Annotated in this window: 14 protein-coding genes and 1 pseudogene; 12 read left to right on the top strand and 3 right to left on the bottom strand. The window is 73.1% G+C overall.

Features of this window, described 5'->3' with window-relative positions; all coding sequences use genetic code 11:
- The first annotated feature begins 5 nt into the window (after positions 1–5).
- From sbnB to ACFWEP_RS01400, 10 genes are all read left to right on the top strand, one after another.
- Positions 6–1,034 carry a 2,3-diaminopropionate biosynthesis protein SbnB gene (sbnB, locus tag ACFWEP_RS01445; protein ID WP_387363715.1) on the top strand — a complete coding sequence of 343 codons (1,029 nt, stop codon included), beginning with the start codon at positions 6–8 and terminating at the stop codon, positions 1,032–1,034.
- Complete coding sequence (gene fabG / locus ACFWEP_RS01440) at positions 1,031–1,783, top strand: 3-oxoacyl-ACP reductase FabG (RefSeq protein WP_387363712.1); 753 nt, start codon at positions 1,031–1,033, stop codon at positions 1,781–1,783. The genes sbnB and fabG overlap by 4 nt, the downstream gene beginning before the upstream one ends.
- A 34-nt stretch (positions 1,784–1,817) precedes the next feature.
- On the top strand, positions 1,818–2,114 hold the full coding sequence (locus tag ACFWEP_RS01435) for a phosphopantetheine-binding protein (RefSeq protein WP_327176689.1): 297 nt from the start codon (positions 1,818–1,820) through the stop codon (positions 2,112–2,114).
- Positions 2,111–2,632 (top strand): 3-hydroxyacyl-ACP dehydratase FabZ, encoded by a 522-nt coding sequence (gene fabZ / locus ACFWEP_RS01430; RefSeq protein ID WP_327176688.1) that lies wholly within the window; start codon positions 2,111–2,113, stop codon positions 2,630–2,632. The genes ACFWEP_RS01435 and fabZ overlap by 4 nt, the downstream gene beginning before the upstream one ends.
- Positions 2,633–2,700: 68 nt before the next feature.
- Positions 2,701–4,668 (top strand): GNAT family N-acetyltransferase, encoded by a 1,968-nt coding sequence (locus tag ACFWEP_RS01425; RefSeq protein WP_387363709.1) that lies wholly within the window; start codon positions 2,701–2,703, stop codon positions 4,666–4,668.
- 29 nt (positions 4,669–4,697) lie between these two features.
- On the top strand, positions 4,698–5,741 hold the full coding sequence (locus tag ACFWEP_RS01420) for an aminomethyl transferase family protein (RefSeq protein WP_387363706.1): 1,044 nt from the start codon (positions 4,698–4,700) through the stop codon (positions 5,739–5,741).
- An 11-nt stretch (positions 5,742–5,752) separates the two neighbouring features.
- Positions 5,753–8,068: a beta-ketoacyl synthase N-terminal-like domain-containing protein gene (locus ACFWEP_RS01415; RefSeq protein ID WP_387363703.1), complete on the top strand. Its 2,316-nt coding sequence runs from the start codon at positions 5,753–5,755 to the stop codon at positions 8,066–8,068.
- Positions 8,068–8,727, top strand: coding sequence for a hypothetical protein (locus ACFWEP_RS01410; RefSeq protein WP_387363700.1), 660 nt, complete (start codon positions 8,068–8,070; stop codon positions 8,725–8,727). Before ACFWEP_RS01415 ends, ACFWEP_RS01410 begins: the two co-directional genes overlap by 1 nt.
- Positions 8,724–9,875 carry a hypothetical protein gene (locus tag ACFWEP_RS01405; protein WP_387363697.1) on the top strand — a complete coding sequence of 384 codons (1,152 nt, stop codon included), beginning with the start codon at positions 8,724–8,726 and terminating at the stop codon, positions 9,873–9,875. Before ACFWEP_RS01410 ends, ACFWEP_RS01405 begins: the two co-directional genes overlap by 4 nt.
- 361 nt (positions 9,876–10,236) lie before the next feature.
- Positions 10,237–11,916, top strand: coding sequence for a DHA2 family efflux MFS transporter permease subunit (locus tag ACFWEP_RS01400; RefSeq protein WP_387363694.1), 1,680 nt, complete (start codon positions 10,237–10,239; stop codon positions 11,914–11,916).
- Here the strand turns inward: ACFWEP_RS01400 and ACFWEP_RS01395 are convergent.
- The 3 genes from ACFWEP_RS01395 to ACFWEP_RS01385 all read right to left on the bottom strand — a co-directional run bounded on the left by ACFWEP_RS01395 (position 11,910) and on the right by ACFWEP_RS01385 (position 14,736).
- Complete coding sequence (locus ACFWEP_RS01395) at positions 11,910–12,557, bottom strand: response regulator (RefSeq protein WP_387363692.1); 648 nt, start codon at positions 12,555–12,557, stop codon at positions 11,910–11,912. The two genes, ACFWEP_RS01400 and ACFWEP_RS01395, sit on opposite strands and share 7 nt — an antisense overlap.
- The gene (locus ACFWEP_RS01390; protein WP_387363689.1) at positions 12,554–13,633 is read right to left on the bottom strand and encodes a sensor histidine kinase; all 1,080 of its coding nucleotides are present in this window, start codon (positions 13,631–13,633) and stop codon (positions 12,554–12,556) included. Before ACFWEP_RS01390 ends, ACFWEP_RS01395 begins: the two co-directional genes overlap by 4 nt.
- Before the next feature lie 128 nt (positions 13,634–13,761).
- Positions 13,762–14,736, bottom strand: coding sequence for a UbiA family prenyltransferase (locus tag ACFWEP_RS01385; RefSeq protein WP_387363686.1), 975 nt, complete (start codon positions 14,734–14,736; stop codon positions 13,762–13,764).
- Positions 14,737–14,896: 160 nt separating this feature from the next.
- Between ACFWEP_RS01385 and ACFWEP_RS01380 the strand changes: the two genes are divergently transcribed.
- Both ACFWEP_RS01380 and ACFWEP_RS01375 read left to right on the top strand, forming a co-directional pair.
- On the top strand, positions 14,897–16,774 hold the full coding sequence (locus ACFWEP_RS01380) for a BTAD domain-containing putative transcriptional regulator (RefSeq protein WP_387363683.1): 1,878 nt from the start codon (positions 14,897–14,899) through the stop codon (positions 16,772–16,774).
- Positions 16,775–16,832: 58 nt separating this feature from the next.
- Positions 16,833–17,504: pseudogene (locus ACFWEP_RS01375) on the top strand (YdcF family protein).
- The last annotated feature ends 103 nt before the right edge of the window (positions 17,505–17,607 follow it).

The following is a 17,607-nucleotide window of genomic DNA, read 5'->3' as shown; positions in this document are numbered from 1 at the left end:
CAGTCATGAGAATCCTCGGTCGCGAGGACGTCGCCGCCGCGCTCGACGGCCTCGATCCCGCCGTGCTCGACGCGGTACGCACCGCGTACGTGCTGCACGGCCAGGGCCGCTCGGAGGTGCCGTTCTCCGGTTTCCTCCGCCCGCCCGGCGACGACGGCTCCCGCATCATCTCGCTCCCCGCCTACCTGGGCGGACCCGAGCCCGTCATGGGCCTGAAGTGGATCTCCTCCTTCCCGGCCAACGTCGAGCGGGGTCTGCAGCGCGCCTCGTCGGTGCAGATCCTCAACGACCTGCGCACCGGCTACCCGACCGCGGTCCTGGAGGCCAGCCAGATATCGGCGTCCCGCACCGCGGCGTCGGCCGCCCTCGCGAGCCGCACGCTGCACGGCGACCACGCGGTGCGTACGGCCGGGCTGATCGGCTGCGGCACCATCAACCGGCGCGTCCTGGACTTCCTCGTGCTGGTCCACCCCGAGCTGGCCACGGTCACCGTCCAGGACGCGGTGCCCGGCCGCGCGGCCACCTTCGCCGCCCAACTGGCGTCCGAGCGGCCGGAGATCACCTTCGTGGCCGGCGGTGTCGACGACGCGCTGCGCGCCGGTACGGTCTCCATCGCCACCACCGACTCCAGCTACTGGCTCGACCTCGCCGCCCACCCCGACCGCCCCGACCGCCAGGTGATCCTGCACCTGTCGCTGCGCGACCTGAGCACGGACTCCGTCCTGAACGCCTACAACGTGGTCGACGACATCGAGCACGTGATGCGCGAGGGGACCTCGTTGCACCGCGCCGAGCAGGAGGTGGGCCACCGCCGCTTCGTGGGCGCCGAGATAGCCACCGTGCTCGGCCGGAGCGAGGGGCCGGAGACCCGGGGAACCGTCGTCTTCTCCCCCTTCGGTCTCGGCATCCTCGACCTCGCCGTCGCCCGGGCGGTCCTCACGGCGGCCAACCGGGACGGCATCGGCACCGAGGCGGACGGCTTCGACCCCGGATCGCACCGGGTCACCGCGGTCATGGCGGGAGTCGCGGCATGAGCTTCCTCTTCCCCGAGGGCACCCGTGCCCTGGTCACCGGCGCCTCGCGCGGTATCGGCGCGGCCACCGCGCTGGCGCTCGCGGAGCACGGCTGCGACGTCGTCCTCAACTACCACTCCAGCGCCGCCAAGGCGGAGTCGGTCGCGGAGCAGATCCGCGCCCTGGGCCGCGAGGCCCTCCTCGTCCAGGCCGATGTCGGTGACGAGGCCCAGGTCATGGCGATGTTCAAGCGGATCCGCACCGAGTGGGGGCCGGTCCAGGTCGCCGTCCTCAACTCCGGCGTGACTGCCGACGGGCACCTCGCGGCCATGAGCAGCGCCAAGTGGCAGGAAGTCATCGGCACCAACCTCACCGGCGCCTTCCTGACCGCCCGCGAGGCCACCAAGCAGATGTACGCGAGTGGCGGCTCCATCGTCCTGATCGCCTCCACCAGCGGAATCGCCGGCCGGGCCGGCCAGGCCAACTACGCCGCCAGCAAGGGCGGAGTGATCTCCCTGGCCAAGACCCTCTCGTACGAGGTGGCGCCGCGCGGCATCCGCGTCAACGTCGTCGCCCCGGGGTTCATCGACACCGACATGGTGAAGAAGGTCCCCCCGGCCCACCTGAAGGAAGCCCTCCAGGTGATCCCGCTCGGCCGCACCGGCACCCCTGCCGAGGTCGCCCAGGCCGCCGTCTTCATGGCCTCGTCCGCCGCTTCGTACATCACCGGAAAGGTGCTGACCGTCGACGGCGGAATGATCCCCAACTGACCGCAACACCCAACGATTCACAGGAGGAAACCACATGTCCACCGCCACCTTCGAGGACATCCGCACGCAGGCCGAGGCCCGTCTCGACAAGAACATGAAGGTCAAGTCGATGATCATCGACCGGCTCGGGCTCGAGGTCGAGCCGGCCGTCGTCTCCGACAACCAGCCGCTGTTCGGCCGGGGCCTGGAGATGGACTCGCTGGACACGCTGGAGATCGTCGTCATGGTCAACAACGAGTTCGACGTGCTGATCAGCGACGACGACTTCGAGGCCTTCGGCTCCATCAACTCCCTGGTCGACTTCATCGAGGACCGGGAGACCGGCGCGTGAGCCCCGCGACCGCACTCCTCGAAGCGCAGGCCCCCGCGCCGGCGCGCAAGGCCCTGAGCTACTCGTCCGACGACATCAAGCGGATGCTGCCGCACCGCTGGCCGATGCTGATGATCGACCGGGCCTACGACGTCGTCCCGGGGGTCTCGGGCCGCGGCATCAAGAGCGTCTCCGTCAACGAGCCGTTCTTCGCCGGGCACTACCCGGACCACTCGATCATGCCGGGCGTGATGATCGTCGAGTCGATGGCCCAGCTCGTGGCCGTCGTCTACGTCGCGGAGATCCTCGAAAGCGCCGAGGGCACCGGAGGGGACGACGCCTCGCAGAGCGTCGGCTACCTCGGCTCCATCAGCAACATGAAGTTCTCCCGGCTCGTCGTCCCCGGGGACCAGCTCACGCTGGAGGCCAAGCTCGGGCAGCGCCTCGGCGGCCTGCGCCAGGTGAAGGTGCGGGCCACCGTCGGAACCGAGCTCGCCGCCGCAGGGACGCTCGTCGTCACCACCGGCCGCAAGGGCTGAACTCCCCCTCTCCCCTCCGGAGAAGCAACCGACTCTCAACCACAAGACCGACAGAAGGAGGTGTGGTCATGGCCCTCACGATCCGCCCGTACCAGGAGAGCGACGCGCACGCCATCGCGGAGCTCTACAACCGCCACCGCGACAACCCCAACCCGGTCGCCGGGGGTGTCAGCGGCGCCGAACTCGCCCGCGAGCTGGCCGAGCGGGAGACGGCGACGTTCCTGGTAGCCGAGGACGACGACCGGCTCGTGGGTACGTTCGGCCTCTTCCACAACACCGGCCGGCGCTCGGGCCGGGCGGGCGAACTCATCGCGGACATGTTCTTCGTCCACCCCGCCCACCGGGGCGGCCTGGTCACCGGACGGCTGTTCACCGAGGCCGTCGAGTGGATGATGCGCACCGGCTGCCTCGTGCTGCGGCTGACCGTCAACCCGGCCAACACCGTGGCCTTCCGGCTCTACCGGCGCGTCGGCTGCGTGTCGGTGGGCCGGGCGGTCCCCGGCGAGGACGGCAACGTCGAACTGCACAACTACATCCCGCTCGTCGTACGCGGCGTCCTCGCCGACCTCGGCGAGCGGGCCACGGCGGCCCTCGGCAGCCTGACCAGCTTCGCGTCCGTCACCGAGTCCCGCGACGACGAGCTGCGCTCGGACGTACGGGTGGTGGACGGGGTCCGCACCGTCGACTACAGCCTGGCGCTCGGCGAGTTCCGGATCGACGCGTCCGTGGACGTGGACCGGGGCGCCGTGCGCGAGGCCCGTCTCGTCGAGCCCGACGGCACGGAGCGCGCACTGCGCATCACCCGGCCTCCGTACGAGGTGCGGGCCCCGCGCGGGGTGGCGCCGTACCGGTTCACCGAGTCGGGCCTCACCTGTGAGGTGGACGGGGAGGACGGCACGCTGAGCGTCCTGGTGGCCGGGCACCCCGGCCCGGTACTCGTCTCGACCTGGCCGAGCTGCCGGGCCGACCGCCCGGCCGGCTGGCGCGAGGGCGAGCCCCGCGACCTCACCCTGGAGCCCGTCGAGGGCGGGGTACGGGTCACCGAGCGGGACGGCGACGCCACGGTCACCGGCACCTTCACCCTGGACGGCACCAGTCTGCTCCAGGAGTTCACCCGCACCGGCTCCGCGACCGGCCGGATCTTCCAGACCGTGGGCCTGCGCCAGGGCGTCTTCACCGACGCCGACGGAGCGGCCCACCCGATCGGGCTGGGCCAGGGGGTGCGCGACGCCTCCGAGATCGTCGCCGCCTCCCGGACCGTCCCGGAGGGCGCGGAGCTGACCTGGCGGGGACGGGACGTACGCGTCCAGCTGCCGGTGGACGGGCCCCTGCGGCTGGTCCACAGCACGCTCCTGGAGCGCCGCCCGGAACCCGGCGCGGACGGTGTGGCCCGGATGCGCACCACCATCCGCCCGAGCGGCGCGGACACCACGCGCCGCCTGGAGGCGCACGCCGCCGCGGGAGGCGTCACCGTCTGGCGGGAGGGCACCACCAAGGTGCTGCGCAGCCCCTACCCCCGCACCCGCTCCTACGGCTACAACCCCCACTGGTCCGCGGGCCTGTGGGTGACCCACGAGAACAGCCGCCACGACCGGGCCGCGGGGCTCGGCTGGGGGGTGCCGGCCCCCGGCGCCTGGGAGGAGAAGCACCCGCTCGGCCTCCACGCTCCGGACTCCGGCCTCGACTGGGAGATCGTCGCCGACGGCGACGGGATCCGCGTCGACGTCCGGGCCGGCGGGACGGACCGCGAGAGCGTGGTCTGGCTCACCCCGCAGACGCCGCTGAAGACGGCCGTCGTCCTCGACTCGGACGGCGAGCGCTGGGAGCTGAGCTCCGGCGACTTCCGCCAGGTGTGGGCCCGCCGGGCGGCCGTCCGGCTCTCCGACGGGCGGTGGCTGCACTGCGCCCCCGCCGCCGGTCCGCACGACGAACTGGTGCTGCGCGCCTCGTCGTCGGGCCTGCTCGTCGGCGGTGTGTCCGCCGCACGGGAGAGCTCCTGGCTGCTCTCCGTACACGACGTACCCCTTTCCTTCTGAATCACCGACCCGAAAGGCAACGACAGATCATGACCGCCACCACCATCGCCCCGGCCGTCCGCACCGCCACCGAGGACTACGCCACCCTGCGCACCGCCGTCGGCGCCTACCGCGTCACCGCCCCGCTGGTCAGGCTGACCGGTGACGACCGGCTGACCTTCCTGGACGGCTTCCTCGCCAAGTCGGCCGACTACGTGGAGCCCGACTCGGTCCGTGAGGTCCTGGCGCTGAACGCCGACGGCACGCCGTTCGCGATCCTGCTGCACTTCGAGATCGGCGACGAGTCGTGGCTGCTGCCGCGCACCGCCGTCACCGCCGACGAGCTCGGGGACTACCTCGGCCTGTTCGACGCGTCCGCCGGCGTCACCGTCGAGATCTCCCCCGCCGGCTGGGGCGCCACCGCCTTCGAGGGGCCCGTGGCCTGGTCGGTCGCGGCCGGCTTCGTGGACTTCGACATCTCCGGCCTGACCCTGCACGGCGTCACCGAGTCCACCCTCGACGTTCCCGGCGCCACCGCCCACCTGGCCCGCGTCGGCACCACCGGGGAGTACGGCTACCTGCTGCTGTCCGACGCGCCGCAGGCCGCCCACGAGGCGGTGCTCGCGGGCGTCGCCGACAAGGGCGGCGCCGAGATCGGCGAGGAAGGCCTCTCCCGGGTGCAGACCGAGGCCGGGATGGGCGTGTACAGCGCCGGGTTCGGTGCACTGGGCGTCGCCGAGGCCGACCTGGCCTGGATGATCGACTGGAGCCGGACCGGCGAGTTCCACGGCTCCGACGAGCTGACCGCGCCGACCGGGTCCGAGGCCCGCCTCACCGCGCTCGTCGCCCCGGTCGGCAGCCGCTTCGCGGCCGGTACCCCGGTCACCGCGGCCGGTCAGGAGGTCGGCACCGTCCTGCACCAGGCGCCGGCCGCCAACCCGGAGGAGGAGCTGGTCCTGGCCCTGCTCGACAACCCCTTCTGGGTGCCGGGGCTGGAGCTGACCGCCGCGGACCTGGCGGGCGACGAGCGCCCGGTCCGCACCGCGACCCTGCCCCGGGTCATCGCCCGCTCCCTCACCATCAAGATCGCCTGAAGGGCCGGGTCATGACACCTTTGAACATCGCCCTGACAGGCCTGGGCCTGATCACCGGCGCCGGTGACGACGTGGAGAAGAGCTGGTCGTCGATCGCGGCCGGCACCACCGGCATCCGCACCAACACCCTCTTCGACACCTCCGAGCTGCTCACTGACTGGGCGGGCATGGCCACCGCCGAGCAGCCCGCCGACCTGGACCGCTGCTACGCGCTCGCGGCCACCGCGATCCGCGAGGCCCTGCACGGCAGCGGCCTCGACCTCTCGGCCGTGGACCGCGACCGGGTGGCCGTCGTGGTGGGCTCCAGCCTCGGCGCCATGCCGACGCTGGAGGCCACCCACCGCACCTTCGTCCTGGAGGGCAGGCTGGACGTCGAGCAGGCCGTCGCCTCCCAACTGCCCTGCGTGGGTGACTACATCGCGGCGGAGTTCGATCTGCGCGGCCCGCGCGTGGTCCTCTCCAACGCCTGCGCGGCCAGCGCCGTCGCCCTCGGCTACGCCGCCGAGCTGCTGTGGAAGGGCGACGTCGACTACGTCGTGTGCGGCGGCGTCGACCCGCTGGCGGAGCTGTCCGCCTACGGGTTCAGCGCGCTCGGCGCGCTGGACGCCGAGCCGTGCTCGCCGCTCACCGCCTCCACCGGACTCACCCTCGGCGAGGGCGCCGGATTCATGGTCCTGGAGTCGGTGGAGCGGGCCGAGGGACGCGGCGCCCGCGTCCTCGCGGAGCTGGGCGGATACGGCCTGTCCTGCGACGGCTACCACCAGACCGCCCCCGACCCCAGCGGCAAGGGCGCCTGCGCCGCCATGGCACAGGCCCTCGACACGGCGGGCCTCACCCCCGCCGACGTGGACTACCTCAACCTGCACGGCACCGGCACCCCCGCCAACGACGCCTCCGAACCCAAGGCGCTGAAGCTCCTGTTCGGCCTGGAGATACCGGCGGCCAGCTCCACCAAGTCGATCCTCGGCCACACCCTCGGTGCGGCCGGCGCGGTCGAGGCCGTGGTGAGCACCCTGGCCATCGACCGGGGCACGCTGCCGCCCACCATCAACACCCGGGGCGTCGCCTCTCCGTACGGTCTGGACGTCATCCCGGAGACCGGCCGTGACGCGAGCCCCGAGGTGGTGGTGTCGAACTCCTTCGCGTTCGGCGGCAACAACGCCTCCGTCGTCCTCAACCGGCCCGGTCGTACCGGCTCCCGGCCGCCCCGCCGCGAGGCCGTCCAGGAGGTCATCGTCACCGGCGTCGCCGGCCTGGCCGGAACGGCCGGCGGCACCGAGGCGATCACCGCGGCCTTCGCCGAGGGGCGGCCCTGCTTCGACACCTTCGAGGAGGTCGTGGGCATCGGCAGGGTGCCGGTCGGCCGGGTCGACATCAAGGCCGCGTCGCGCGGTACGAACCCCAGCCGGGCCCGCCGCATGGACCCGCTGAGCCTGCTCGCCGCGTCCGCCGTGAACGACCTGTACGCACGCCACGGCAAGCCGTCGCGTGACGTGGCGGAGTCGACCGGCATCGTCTTCGCCACCGGGTACGGTCCGGTGACCTCGGTCCTGCGCTTCCACGAGGGCGTGGTGCGCTCGGGCATCACCGGTGCCAACCCGTCCTTGTTCGCCAACACCGTCGTCAACGCCGCCGCCGGCCACGTCGCGATGCTGCACCGCTTCCGCGGCTACACCGCGACCATCGCCAACGGCGGCACCAGCTCCGTGCTCGCGCTCCAGCTCGCCGCCCGGGTCATCGCCCGTGGCGCCGCGGAGCGGATCATGGTGGTGGTCGCCGACGAGTTCCCCGAGCAGGCCCTCGCCACCCAGGCGGCGCTGCCCGGCTACGCCCGGTCCGCGCACGTCGTGCCCGGCGGGCGCACCGGTACGGTCCTCAGCGAGGGTGCCGCCGCGATCCTGCTGGAGAGCCGGGAGGCGGCCCGGGACCGGGGCGCCGACGTCCTGGCGCGGGTCCGCGGCTTCGGCGCCAGTGGCGAACCGGCCGGTATCGGCCGTATCGCCAGGGACGGCGCGGCCTGGGGGCGCTCCCTGCGCTCCGCGCTCGCCGAGGCGGACCTCGGCCCGGAGGGGATCGGCACGGTCGTCTCGGCCGCGTCCGGCCACCCTCTGGTCGACCTGGCCCAGCGGGCGGCCCTGCGCCACACCGGCCTCGAAGACCGGCCGGTCCTCGCCCCCAAGGCCCTGCTCGGCGAGACCTACGGCAGCGCCGGCGCCCTCGGCCTGGTCGCCGCCCTCACCGGTGCCGGCACCTCCGGCCCCGTCCTCCTGTCGAGCTTCGCGTACGGCGGCAGCTACGCGGCGGCCGTCTTCGACCCGGAGGCGTGATGGGCGCCCTGATGGGACTGCTCCTCGATCCGGGACGGACCGGGTACACGCTGGCGCCCGACGGGCCGTCGGCGCCGGGGGAGGCGGTGGGGGAGGCGGTCAACGTCCTGGTCTCCCGGCACCGCGGGCTGCCCCGTGACCGGATGGGGCACCGCCTGTCCGCCTCGGGCCGCTCTTTGATCGTCGGGGCGCTCGACACCACGTACGGGATCCGGATCACCGCCGCAGACCTGGCGCGGGACGGCCACAAGCGCTGGTCGGTGCCCGCCCTGGAACTGTCCGCCTCGGTGGCGCACGTCGGCGCCTACAGCGCCGTGGCCTTCGCGCCCGCCGGCCGCGCCATCGGCGTGGACATCCAGGACGAGCGCGACCGGCCGGCCGCCCTGCGCTGGCTCGGTGACCTGCTCGGGCGTGAGGAGCCGGCCACGATCAGGGACTTCGCCGAGTGCGAGGCGCTCATCAAGGCCTCGCACCTGACGAAGGAGACCTTCGCCGGAACCCGGCTGCCTCCGTGGCAGCCGGGCTGGCGGCCCACGAACACCGGTACCTACGAGGTGCGTTCCGTCGTCCTGCGGCCCGAGGACGAACCGCCCCTGCACCTCGCCCTCGCCTGCGACGCACCGGCCCCGGTGCGCTTCCACCACCTGGAGGAGGAATGACCCTCACCGCCGCGCGGCCGTACACCCGCCGCATCTCCCCGATCGAACGGGGCTACCTCAACGCCGCCGCGACCGGCACCCCCCAGCTCATCCAGATGGTGATCGAGGGCGAGGGAACGCTCGACGCGGTCGCGCTGAGCCGGGCCGCGCGCGCGGCCACCGAGGCGAGTCCCGGCCTCGCGGTACGCCGCCGGGGCGCACTGTGGCGCGCCGACGGCACCGCCCCCGAGGTCGTGGAACTGCCCGCCGGCACCGGCCTCGACCACCCGTTCTTCCACCGCGACCTGTCGGTGGTCACCGGACCCGTCTGCGAACTGGGCCTGATCCGTGACGGGGGGACCACCCGGCTCGTCGTCCGGGCCAGCCACATCGTCACCGACGGGCGAGGTCTGCGGCAGTGGATCGCGGACCTCTTCCGGGCCCTGCGCGACGAGGACCTGGCCGGATGCCCGGACACGGTGGACGACGCGCACTTCCGCGCCGCGGCGGGCGACGTCCGCCCGGCCCCCGAGGCCACCCGTCTCACCGGACTGCCCGCCATCATCGGCCGGGGGCCCGCGGGCGAGCGGCCCCTGTGGCTGAGCCGCCGGGTGCCCGCCGCCCCGTCCGGGGTCACCGCACGCGCGGCGGCGGCGCTCTCCCGCCACCTCACCACGGACACCGGCCGCCTGATCGTCCCGGTGGACCTGCGCCGCCACGACACCACGACGCGCTCCACCGCGAACCTGACCTCGCAGCTCGTCCTCGACCTGCGCCGCGACGACGCCTGGAAACGCGTCCACTCCACGCTGGTCCGCGCCCTGATCGCCAAGACCGAGGTCGCCGTCCTCGACCGTGACTTCCTGCGCGACAACCCGTTCGCCAACAACCTGAGCGAGGCGCGCGCGTTCGACGGCAACAGCTTCCCCTGCACGGCGATCATCTCCGACCACGGCGAGGTCGACCCGCGGGCCTTCTCGACCCCGGACTTCCGCGCCGACTCCTTCTGCACCCTGCCGATGCTGGTCCCGTACGCCGAGATGTTCCTGAGCGCCTGCCGCGTGGGCGACAGCACCGAACTGACCCTGGCCTGCCGCGACCGGCCGGGCGCCCGGGAGAAGGCCGAAGCGCTCCTGGACGACATCGCCGAGGCCCTGAGCTCCGCCTGAGCCGGCGCCCCGGACCCGGCGGGCGACCCCGCCCCGGCACGGCGCCCCGGACCCGGCGGGCCATCCCGCCCAGGCACGGCGCCCCGGACCTGGCACGGCGCCCCGGACCCGGCGGGCCGTCCCGCCCCGGCCGGCGCGCCGACCCTCGACGCGGCCACCCTCCTCCCCGACCTGAGACACACCGCCTGCCGGGCCGCCGCGAGCGATACGGCCACGGCGACCCCACCCGATCACGAAAGCCCCAGCTCCAGCCCCAGCCTCAGCCCAGCCCCAGCCTCAGCCCAGCCCCAGCCCCTGCCTCAGCCCCAGCCCCGACCGGACCCGAGGTCCGGTCCACCATCCACCCGAAGGACGACCTCGTATGTCCCTGGACCAGAGAACCGAGCCCCCGGCGCCCGCGGCGGACCCGACCCCCGTGGCGGAGCCCGCACCCGTGGCGGACCCGACGCCCCCGGCGGACCGTTCCCCGGCGACGCACGCCGGACCGGCGGAGCCGGCTCCCGAGGCCGACGCCGCTCCCGAGGCTCCCGGGGCTCCCGGGGCTCCCGGGGCTCCCGGGGCCGACGCGGCTGCCGGAGCCGACGCGGCTCCCGCTACGGACCGAGGCCCCGCGGAGGGCCGCGACCCCTCGGCCGCGGCGGCCACCCGCACCGCGATCCTCACCATCGCCGTGGCCGTGGGCGGCGCCTTCGTCGCCCAGCTCGACACCACCATCGTCAACGTCTCGCTGGCCGACACCTCTGCCCGCTTCGGCGCCATCACCCAGGTCCAATGGGTCGTCACCGCCTACCTGTTGGCCCTGGTCGCCCTGATGCCGGCCGCGGGCTGGCTGGCCTCCCGCTTCGGTACCCGCCGCACCTTCATCGCCTCCGTCGCCGTGTTCGGGATCGGCTCCGCGGCCTGCGCCTTCAGCACGACACTCGCCGAACTGATCGCCGCGCGGGCCCTGTCCGGTGCCGCAGCGGGCGTGCTGGTCCCCGTCGCCACCATCCTGCTCACCAGCGGCATGCCGCGCGAACGCCTGGGCCAGGTCCAGGCGTTGAACGGCAGCGTCATGCTGATCAGCCCGCTGCTCGGCCCCACCGTCGGCGGCCTCCTGGTCAACGCCTGGGACTGGTGGGCGGTCTACGCCGTCAACATCCCGCTGTGCGCGGTGCTGCTGGTGGTAGCGCTGCGCCGCGTCCGCAAGGACGCCCCCGCCGTCCCCGGCGGTGGCCGCCCGCTCGACGTGCTCGGCCTGCTGACCGCCGCCGCCTGCACGGTCGGTGTGGTCCTCGCCGTACACGCCTTCTCCGAGACGGGCCTGTCCGCCAGCCCCGCCTCCCTGGTCCCGCTGGTGGTGGGCCTGGCGAGCGGCGTCGTCTTCGTGCGTCACCAACTGCGCACCGCCGCACCGCTGCTGGACCTGCGCCTGTTCGCGCACCGCGTCTACCGCACGGCCGCGATCAACATCTTCTGCCTCGGCTTCGTCCTCTTCTCCCCCATGATGCTGATCCCGCTGTACTTCGAGTCGGCCCGCGGCGAGAGCGCCGTCACCACGGGGCTGCTGATGTCGGCCGGCGGCACCGGAGTCGTCGTCGCGGGCCTCGCCTGCCGCCCGATCATGAAGAAGATCGGCGGCGGTACCACCGTCGTGATCGGGATCGTCCTCACCATGCTCGCGACCGTGCCGCTGACCGCGCTGTCGTCCAGCACGTCGTACGTGCTGCTGTGCGCGGCGATCGCGGTCCGGGGCCTGGGCACGGGCCTGACCATCGTGCCGGCCATGACCCGCGCCTTCGAGTCGGTCGAGCCGCGCTCCATCCCGGACGCCTCCACGCAGCTCAACCTGGTCCAGCGGATCGGCGGCACCTTCGCCCTCGCCGTGGTCACGATCGTCCTGGACCGGGCCGCGCGGTCGCATCACGGGCTCGTACCGGCCGCGTTCGCCGATTCCTTCGGCCTGCTGCTCGCCGTGTACGCGCTCACCCTCGCCCCGGCCGTCGCGCTGCTGATCGCGGATCGCCGGGAGAAGGCGGCACGGGCCGCAGCGGCTCAGTAACGGCGCAGCGGCTGGACCCGGTTGACCGCGTCCAGCCGGGAGGTCGCGCCGAGCTTGTCGAAGATGTTCCGCAGATGGCGCTTGACGGTGCCCTCCGTGATCCCCAGGCGGGTTCCGATCTGCCGGTTGCTCAGTCCTTGCGCGACCAGCTCCATCAGCTCCCGCTCGCGGAGGGTGAGGGTGTCGGCGGACGTCGGCTCGCGCTCGGGTCCCGAGCCGCTCGGCGTGCGCGGCAGGTACATCGTCCTGCCGCCCGCCATCGCGCTGCGTATGGCGGCGACCAGGACGTCCCGGTCGGCCTCCTTGTGGAGGTAGCCCACGGCTCCCGCGGACAGCAGCGAGTCGATGAGCTGGCGGTTGTCGTGCATCGTCAGCATGATGATCCGCGCCTCGGGCGCCGCCTGGCGGATCCCCCGCAGGTTGGCGAGCGGGCCGGGCCCCGGCATCTCCACGTCGAGAAGCACGAGGTCCGGCCGGTGCAGGCCCGCCATCCGTACGCCGCTCGGCCCGTCGTCGGCCTGCGCGACCACCGTCAGCCCCTCGTACATCTCCAGGAGTTCGCACAGTGCCTCGCGCAGAAGCCGGTGGTCGTCCACGGCCAGCACGCGGATGTCCCCCGCGGTCTCCGCTCCCGCGCTCATCGGTCGCCCGCCCCGGTGCCGTCCAGCGGGATGCGGAGCTGGACGCGCGTCCCCTGGCCGGGCTGGCTGATCAGCTCCAGCGTCCCTCCGAGGGCCGCCACCCGCTGCCGCATGGCGGTCAGGCCGGTGCCGTCACCGTCGCGCGGGTTCGGCAGCCCGACCCCGTCGTCGGTGACGGTGGCGTGCGCGGCGTCCGGGAAGACGCTGACGAGGATGTCGATGTGGTTGGCCCTGGCGTGCGCGAAGGCGTTGCGCAGGGCTTCGCGCACCACGAGGAACAGCTCCTGGCGGGTCTGTTCGGGCAGCCAGGACTCGTCGCCGTCGATACGGGAGTCGACTTCGGCCGGCCGGTCGGAGGCGGCGGCGCTGTAGGCGTCGATCTCCTCCTTCAGACCGTCGTGCAGTTCGTTGACGCGCAGTCCGCTGACCATCGTGCGGGTGAAGCTGAACACGTCGCGCAGCGCCTGCCGGGCGTCCTGGAGCCGGTCGCGGGTGGAGGCGATCCCCTTCGCCTGTTCCATGGTGTAGAGGTCGAGACAGCGCAGCGCCAGGCTGATGCTGCTCCCGATGTGGTCGTGCAGATCGCGGGCCAGCTGGTGGCGGCGGGCGGTGCTGGCCTGACCGACGTTGTGCAGGGTCGTCGACTCGTAGCCGATGGCGGCGGCGCTGACCCGCGCGAAGATGCCCTTGTGCAGCATGCGTACGGCGGTCAGGAACCGGGAGAGCGCGACCTCGGCGGGGAGTTGGGTGGCGGCCTCGGTCATCGTCTCGACCGCCACGTCGAACAGCACGCGGGCCGCGTGCACCGAGTCGATCGGCGAGACCTTCTCGAAGGAGCGCTGCACACCGAGTGCCATCGAGGTCAGTTCGGCCTCCGCCGCCACCTGGACGGCCGTGCCGTGCAGAGTGGCGATGCACTCGTCGAGGATCTGCCGGGCCTGTCTCTCGCAGGAGATCCAGAGTTCCGGACGCAGGACCAGCGGATTGGCGGCCTGTCGCAGACCGTCGGCGTAGCGGGCCACGGCGGAATCGATCAGACAGGACCGGTCGGTCGCCGGGTCGGCGGAGAGTTCCACGGTGCGCCCCCTCGATATGAGGAGTCGTCAGGGCCAGGACGGCACGACTCCCCACAATCCCCCGTCCGGCGCGATCATAGTATGGGGCTCACGATCAGAAGGCGAGTTCCCAAAAGGGGGCAAGAGGCTCAGGCCAAGGCCAGCGCGGCCAGCGCGGCCAGGTGGACGGCATACTGTGTGGCCATCCAACTCCGGTACGGGCCACGTACGTTGACCTCTCCTGCTGTGCCCCTCCTCATCCGGGGCGGCAGGCAGCGCCCTGCCACGCACACGGCGCCCACGGCGAACGCGGCGGCGGCCGCGTCGAGCGGCAGTTCGTGCACCCACAGGGCTCCGGCCGTGAGGACCAGGGTCAACGCCCCACCGGAAGCGGCGCAGAAGCGCCGGGCGCTGCGATCGCCGCGGATGACGGCCAGGGTGCGCCGGCCCGCGAGTGCGTCTCCCCGGGTGCTGCCCAGGTCCTTGGCGACGGCCGCGATCAGCCCCACTCCGAGCGAGAGCACCAGGGCGAAGACGGCTGCCTCGGCGGTGAGTTCGCTGCCCGAGGAGGCGACTCCGGCGATGTAGGTGGTTCCCGCGGCGGCGCAGGTGACCCCGGAGGCCGACCAGGAGCGGCACTTGGCGGCGATCCGCGGCGCGGAGTAGGCGTATCCCAGGGCGAGGAAGACGGCGGTGGCCTCGACCACCCGCCACCCCGCCGCGCAGCTGAGCAGCAGCCCGGCCAGTGCGGTCACCACCACGGCCCGCCGGGCCGCCGCCTCGGTCAACCGACCACTGGCCAAGGGTCTTTGGGACCGATTGGCCCGGTCCTCGCGCAGGTCGCTCACCCCGTTGAAGACGTAGACGCTCACCGTCGCCGCCCACCAGGCGGCCGTGCCGATCAACAGGTGCGGGGCGTCGGGCCGGTGGTGCGCGGCAGACGCCGTCAGCAGTGCACCGGTGACGAACCGCAGGACGAACATCACCTGTACCAGCGGACGTGCCTCCCGCAGGCACAGTCGCACGGTGCGGGCCGTCGAGACGAGGGAGGGCCACGGGGTGTCGAACGCGGTGATGGCGGAGGGGGACGAGGGGGAGAGGCGAGGCGTAAGGGCCTGTGTCATGGGGGGAACGTAAGGCGGGAATTCGTGGTTCCGTCGTGTGTCTTTTGAGGTACGCCATGTGTCTTGGGGAGTACTCGCGTTGAATACGGAGAGCCCGCGCGCCTAGCGTCCTGACTGTCGCAATCACGCTGCACGATGCGGAACGTCGGGGGTGCGGGACATGGATTTCCTGGTTCTGGGACCGGTGGAAGTGCGTGAGTCGGGGGTGCCGGTCCGGCTCCGCGGCATGCGCCGCCGCCGGCTTCTGGCTCTGCTGCTGCTGAACGCGCGCTACGCGGTCTCCATGGACGCCTTGGTGGACGAGCTGTGGCAGGACCCGCCCGCCTCCGCCCGCCACCAGGTGCACAACGCGATCCGCGATCTGCGTGCCGCGCTGGCCGGCTCCGAAGGGGCCGGACTCATCACGGTGGACGTCGGCTACCGCCTCGACGTGGCCGCCGACGCGGTGGACGCGCACCGCTTCACCGACGGGGTCCGTGCCGCCCGCGCCGCCCGTCGGGAGGGCCGCGACGCCGAGGCGACGCGGCTGCTGCAGGCTGCGGTCGACCTGTGGCGCGGCGATGCCTTCGCCGGCATCGACTGCCCGGCGGTGACCGCCGTAGCGGCCGGACTCGACGAGCAACGGCTCACCGCCATCGAAGAGTTGATGGATCTCCGACTCGCGTCCGGTGAGACCGGCTCGCTGGTCGCCGAACTGTTCGCCCTGGCCGCCAGGCACCCGCTGCGCGACGCCCTGCGCGGCAGCCTGATGCTCGCGCTGTACCGGAGCGGCCGGCAGGCCGACGCGCTCGCCGTCTACGACGAGGGCCGCCGGCTGCTCGCCGACGAGCTGGGCCTGGAACCCGGTCCACGACTGCGCCGCCTGCACGCCGAGATCCTCGCGGACGCCCCACGGGTGCAGCTCCAGGCACCTGCGGCCGGCCGGCCCGCCACCCTCCGCACCACGACCGCCCACCCCACGACCGGCCATCCCACGACCGGCCATCCCACGACCGGCCGCGCCGCCACCGTCCGCCCCGGCCAGGAGAACTACCTCCCGCGTGACCTGCCCGACTTCACCGGCCGTGCCACCGAACTGGCGCTGCTCGAACGGGCCGTCGACGGGCAGAGCGCCGGTTCTCCCCGCACGGTCGTGATCGACGGCATGGGCGGCATCGGCAAGACGGCGCTCGCCGTCCACTTCGCGCACCGCCGCACCACGGGCCACCCGGACGGCCAGTTCTACGTCGACCTGCACGGCTTCAGCCCGGCGCGCGCACCGCTCACCCCCGAGGAGGCGCTCGGGGTGCTGCTCCGCTCCGACGGCGCCGCGCCCGGTGGTCTCCCGGACGGCCTCGCCGAGCGCAGCGCCATCTGGCGCTCCCGTCTCGCGGGCCGCCGCGCCCTGCTCGTCCTCGACAACGCGGCCGACGCGGCACAGGTGGACCCCCTGCTGCCCGGCACGGGCGACACGCTCGCCCTGATCACCACACGCCGCAAGCTGACCGCGACGGACGGCGCCCTGTCGCTGCCCTTGGGTGCGCTGGCCCCGGCGGAGGCGGAGGCCCTGTTCCGCCGCATAGCGGGCGACGCCTGCGCCGGCTCGGCCCTCGACCGGACGGTCGCTCTGTGCGGGCACCACCCGCTGGCCCTGCGCATCGCGGCGACCCGCCTGCGGGACCGCCCTTCGTGGACCGTGCCGGACGTGACGGCACGCCTGGGCACCAGCGCTGGCCGTACCGCGTTCCTGCGCACGGCGGACCGCGACCTGATGTCCGTCCTGGCCCTCTCCTACGGACAACTCTCTGACGAGGCTCAGGAGTTCACGCGGACGCTCGCGCTGCTCCCGGCCGCCGTCCACGACATCGCGCAGGCCTGCGCCGCCACCGGTCTCGCCCCCTCGGCCGTGGAGTGCCTCTTCGACACCCTCCTCGACCACAACCTGGCCGACGAACCGAGCCCCGCCCACCTCGCGATCCCCCCGCTCCTGCGGGACTGCGCCCACACCTTCCCCCTCCCGTCCCCCGACGCCGCCCGCCTGCTGACGGCAGCGGCCTGAGCCGGGCCACGATCGAGGGGCTGACCGTCCCCCGGCGGCGTCGACCAGGGAGAGACGCGTGAGCGACGACCAGCAGGCCCTCACCGAGGACCAGCGGCGCCGGGCCGCGCCGATCTGGGACTACCACCGGATGCATCACCAGCTGCGCCCCGTCGACGTGGCGATCGCCCTGGGCAGTCACGACTCGGCGTCGCCACCCACTCCGCCGAGCTGTACCGCGCCGGGCAGTTTCCGACCCTGGTCTTCACCGGTGGCAACAGCCCCACCACCGCCCAGGTCTTCCCGCGCGGTGAGGCCGTCCACTACCGCGAGCACGCCCTCGGTCTGGGCGTCCCCGCCGAGGTGATCCTGCTGGAACCGAAGGCCGGTAACACCGGGCAGAACATCACCCTTTCCCGTGAGGTCCTCGCTGCCGCCGGCATCACCCCGGCCAAGGTGCTGCTGGTCTCCGAGCCCCACATGGAACGGCGGTCGTTCGCGACCGCCCGCAAGCTGTGGCCCGGCGTCGAGATCCTCTGCACGTCGGAGCCACTGGAGCACGACGACTACGTGAAGTCCGTCGGCGACGAGAAGCTCGTTCTAAACATGCTCGTCGGCGACCTCCAGCGGGGGGTCATCGAGTATCCGAGGCTCGGATTCGCCATCGAACAAGAGGTTTCCGCAGGACGTGCACGGAGCGTACGAATCCCTCGTCCGTGAGGGCTTCATCAGCCGTCTCGTCGCTACCTGACCTGCCCGAGTCGCACGGGCTGTGCGCGATTCACCGGCTAACCCGGCCCTGGGGCTGACCACCCTGGATCACCAACGTCGAAGGGCCCCGCAGCAAGCTGCGG

Origin of the sequence: Streptomyces sp. NPDC060198 (assembly GCF_042728415.1) — a bacterium.
Lineage (GTDB): Bacteria > Actinomycetota > Actinomycetes > Streptomycetales > Streptomycetaceae > Streptomyces.
Note: the sequence above shows the minus strand (reverse complement) of the source record. Positions and strands in the feature narration are given on the sequence as shown.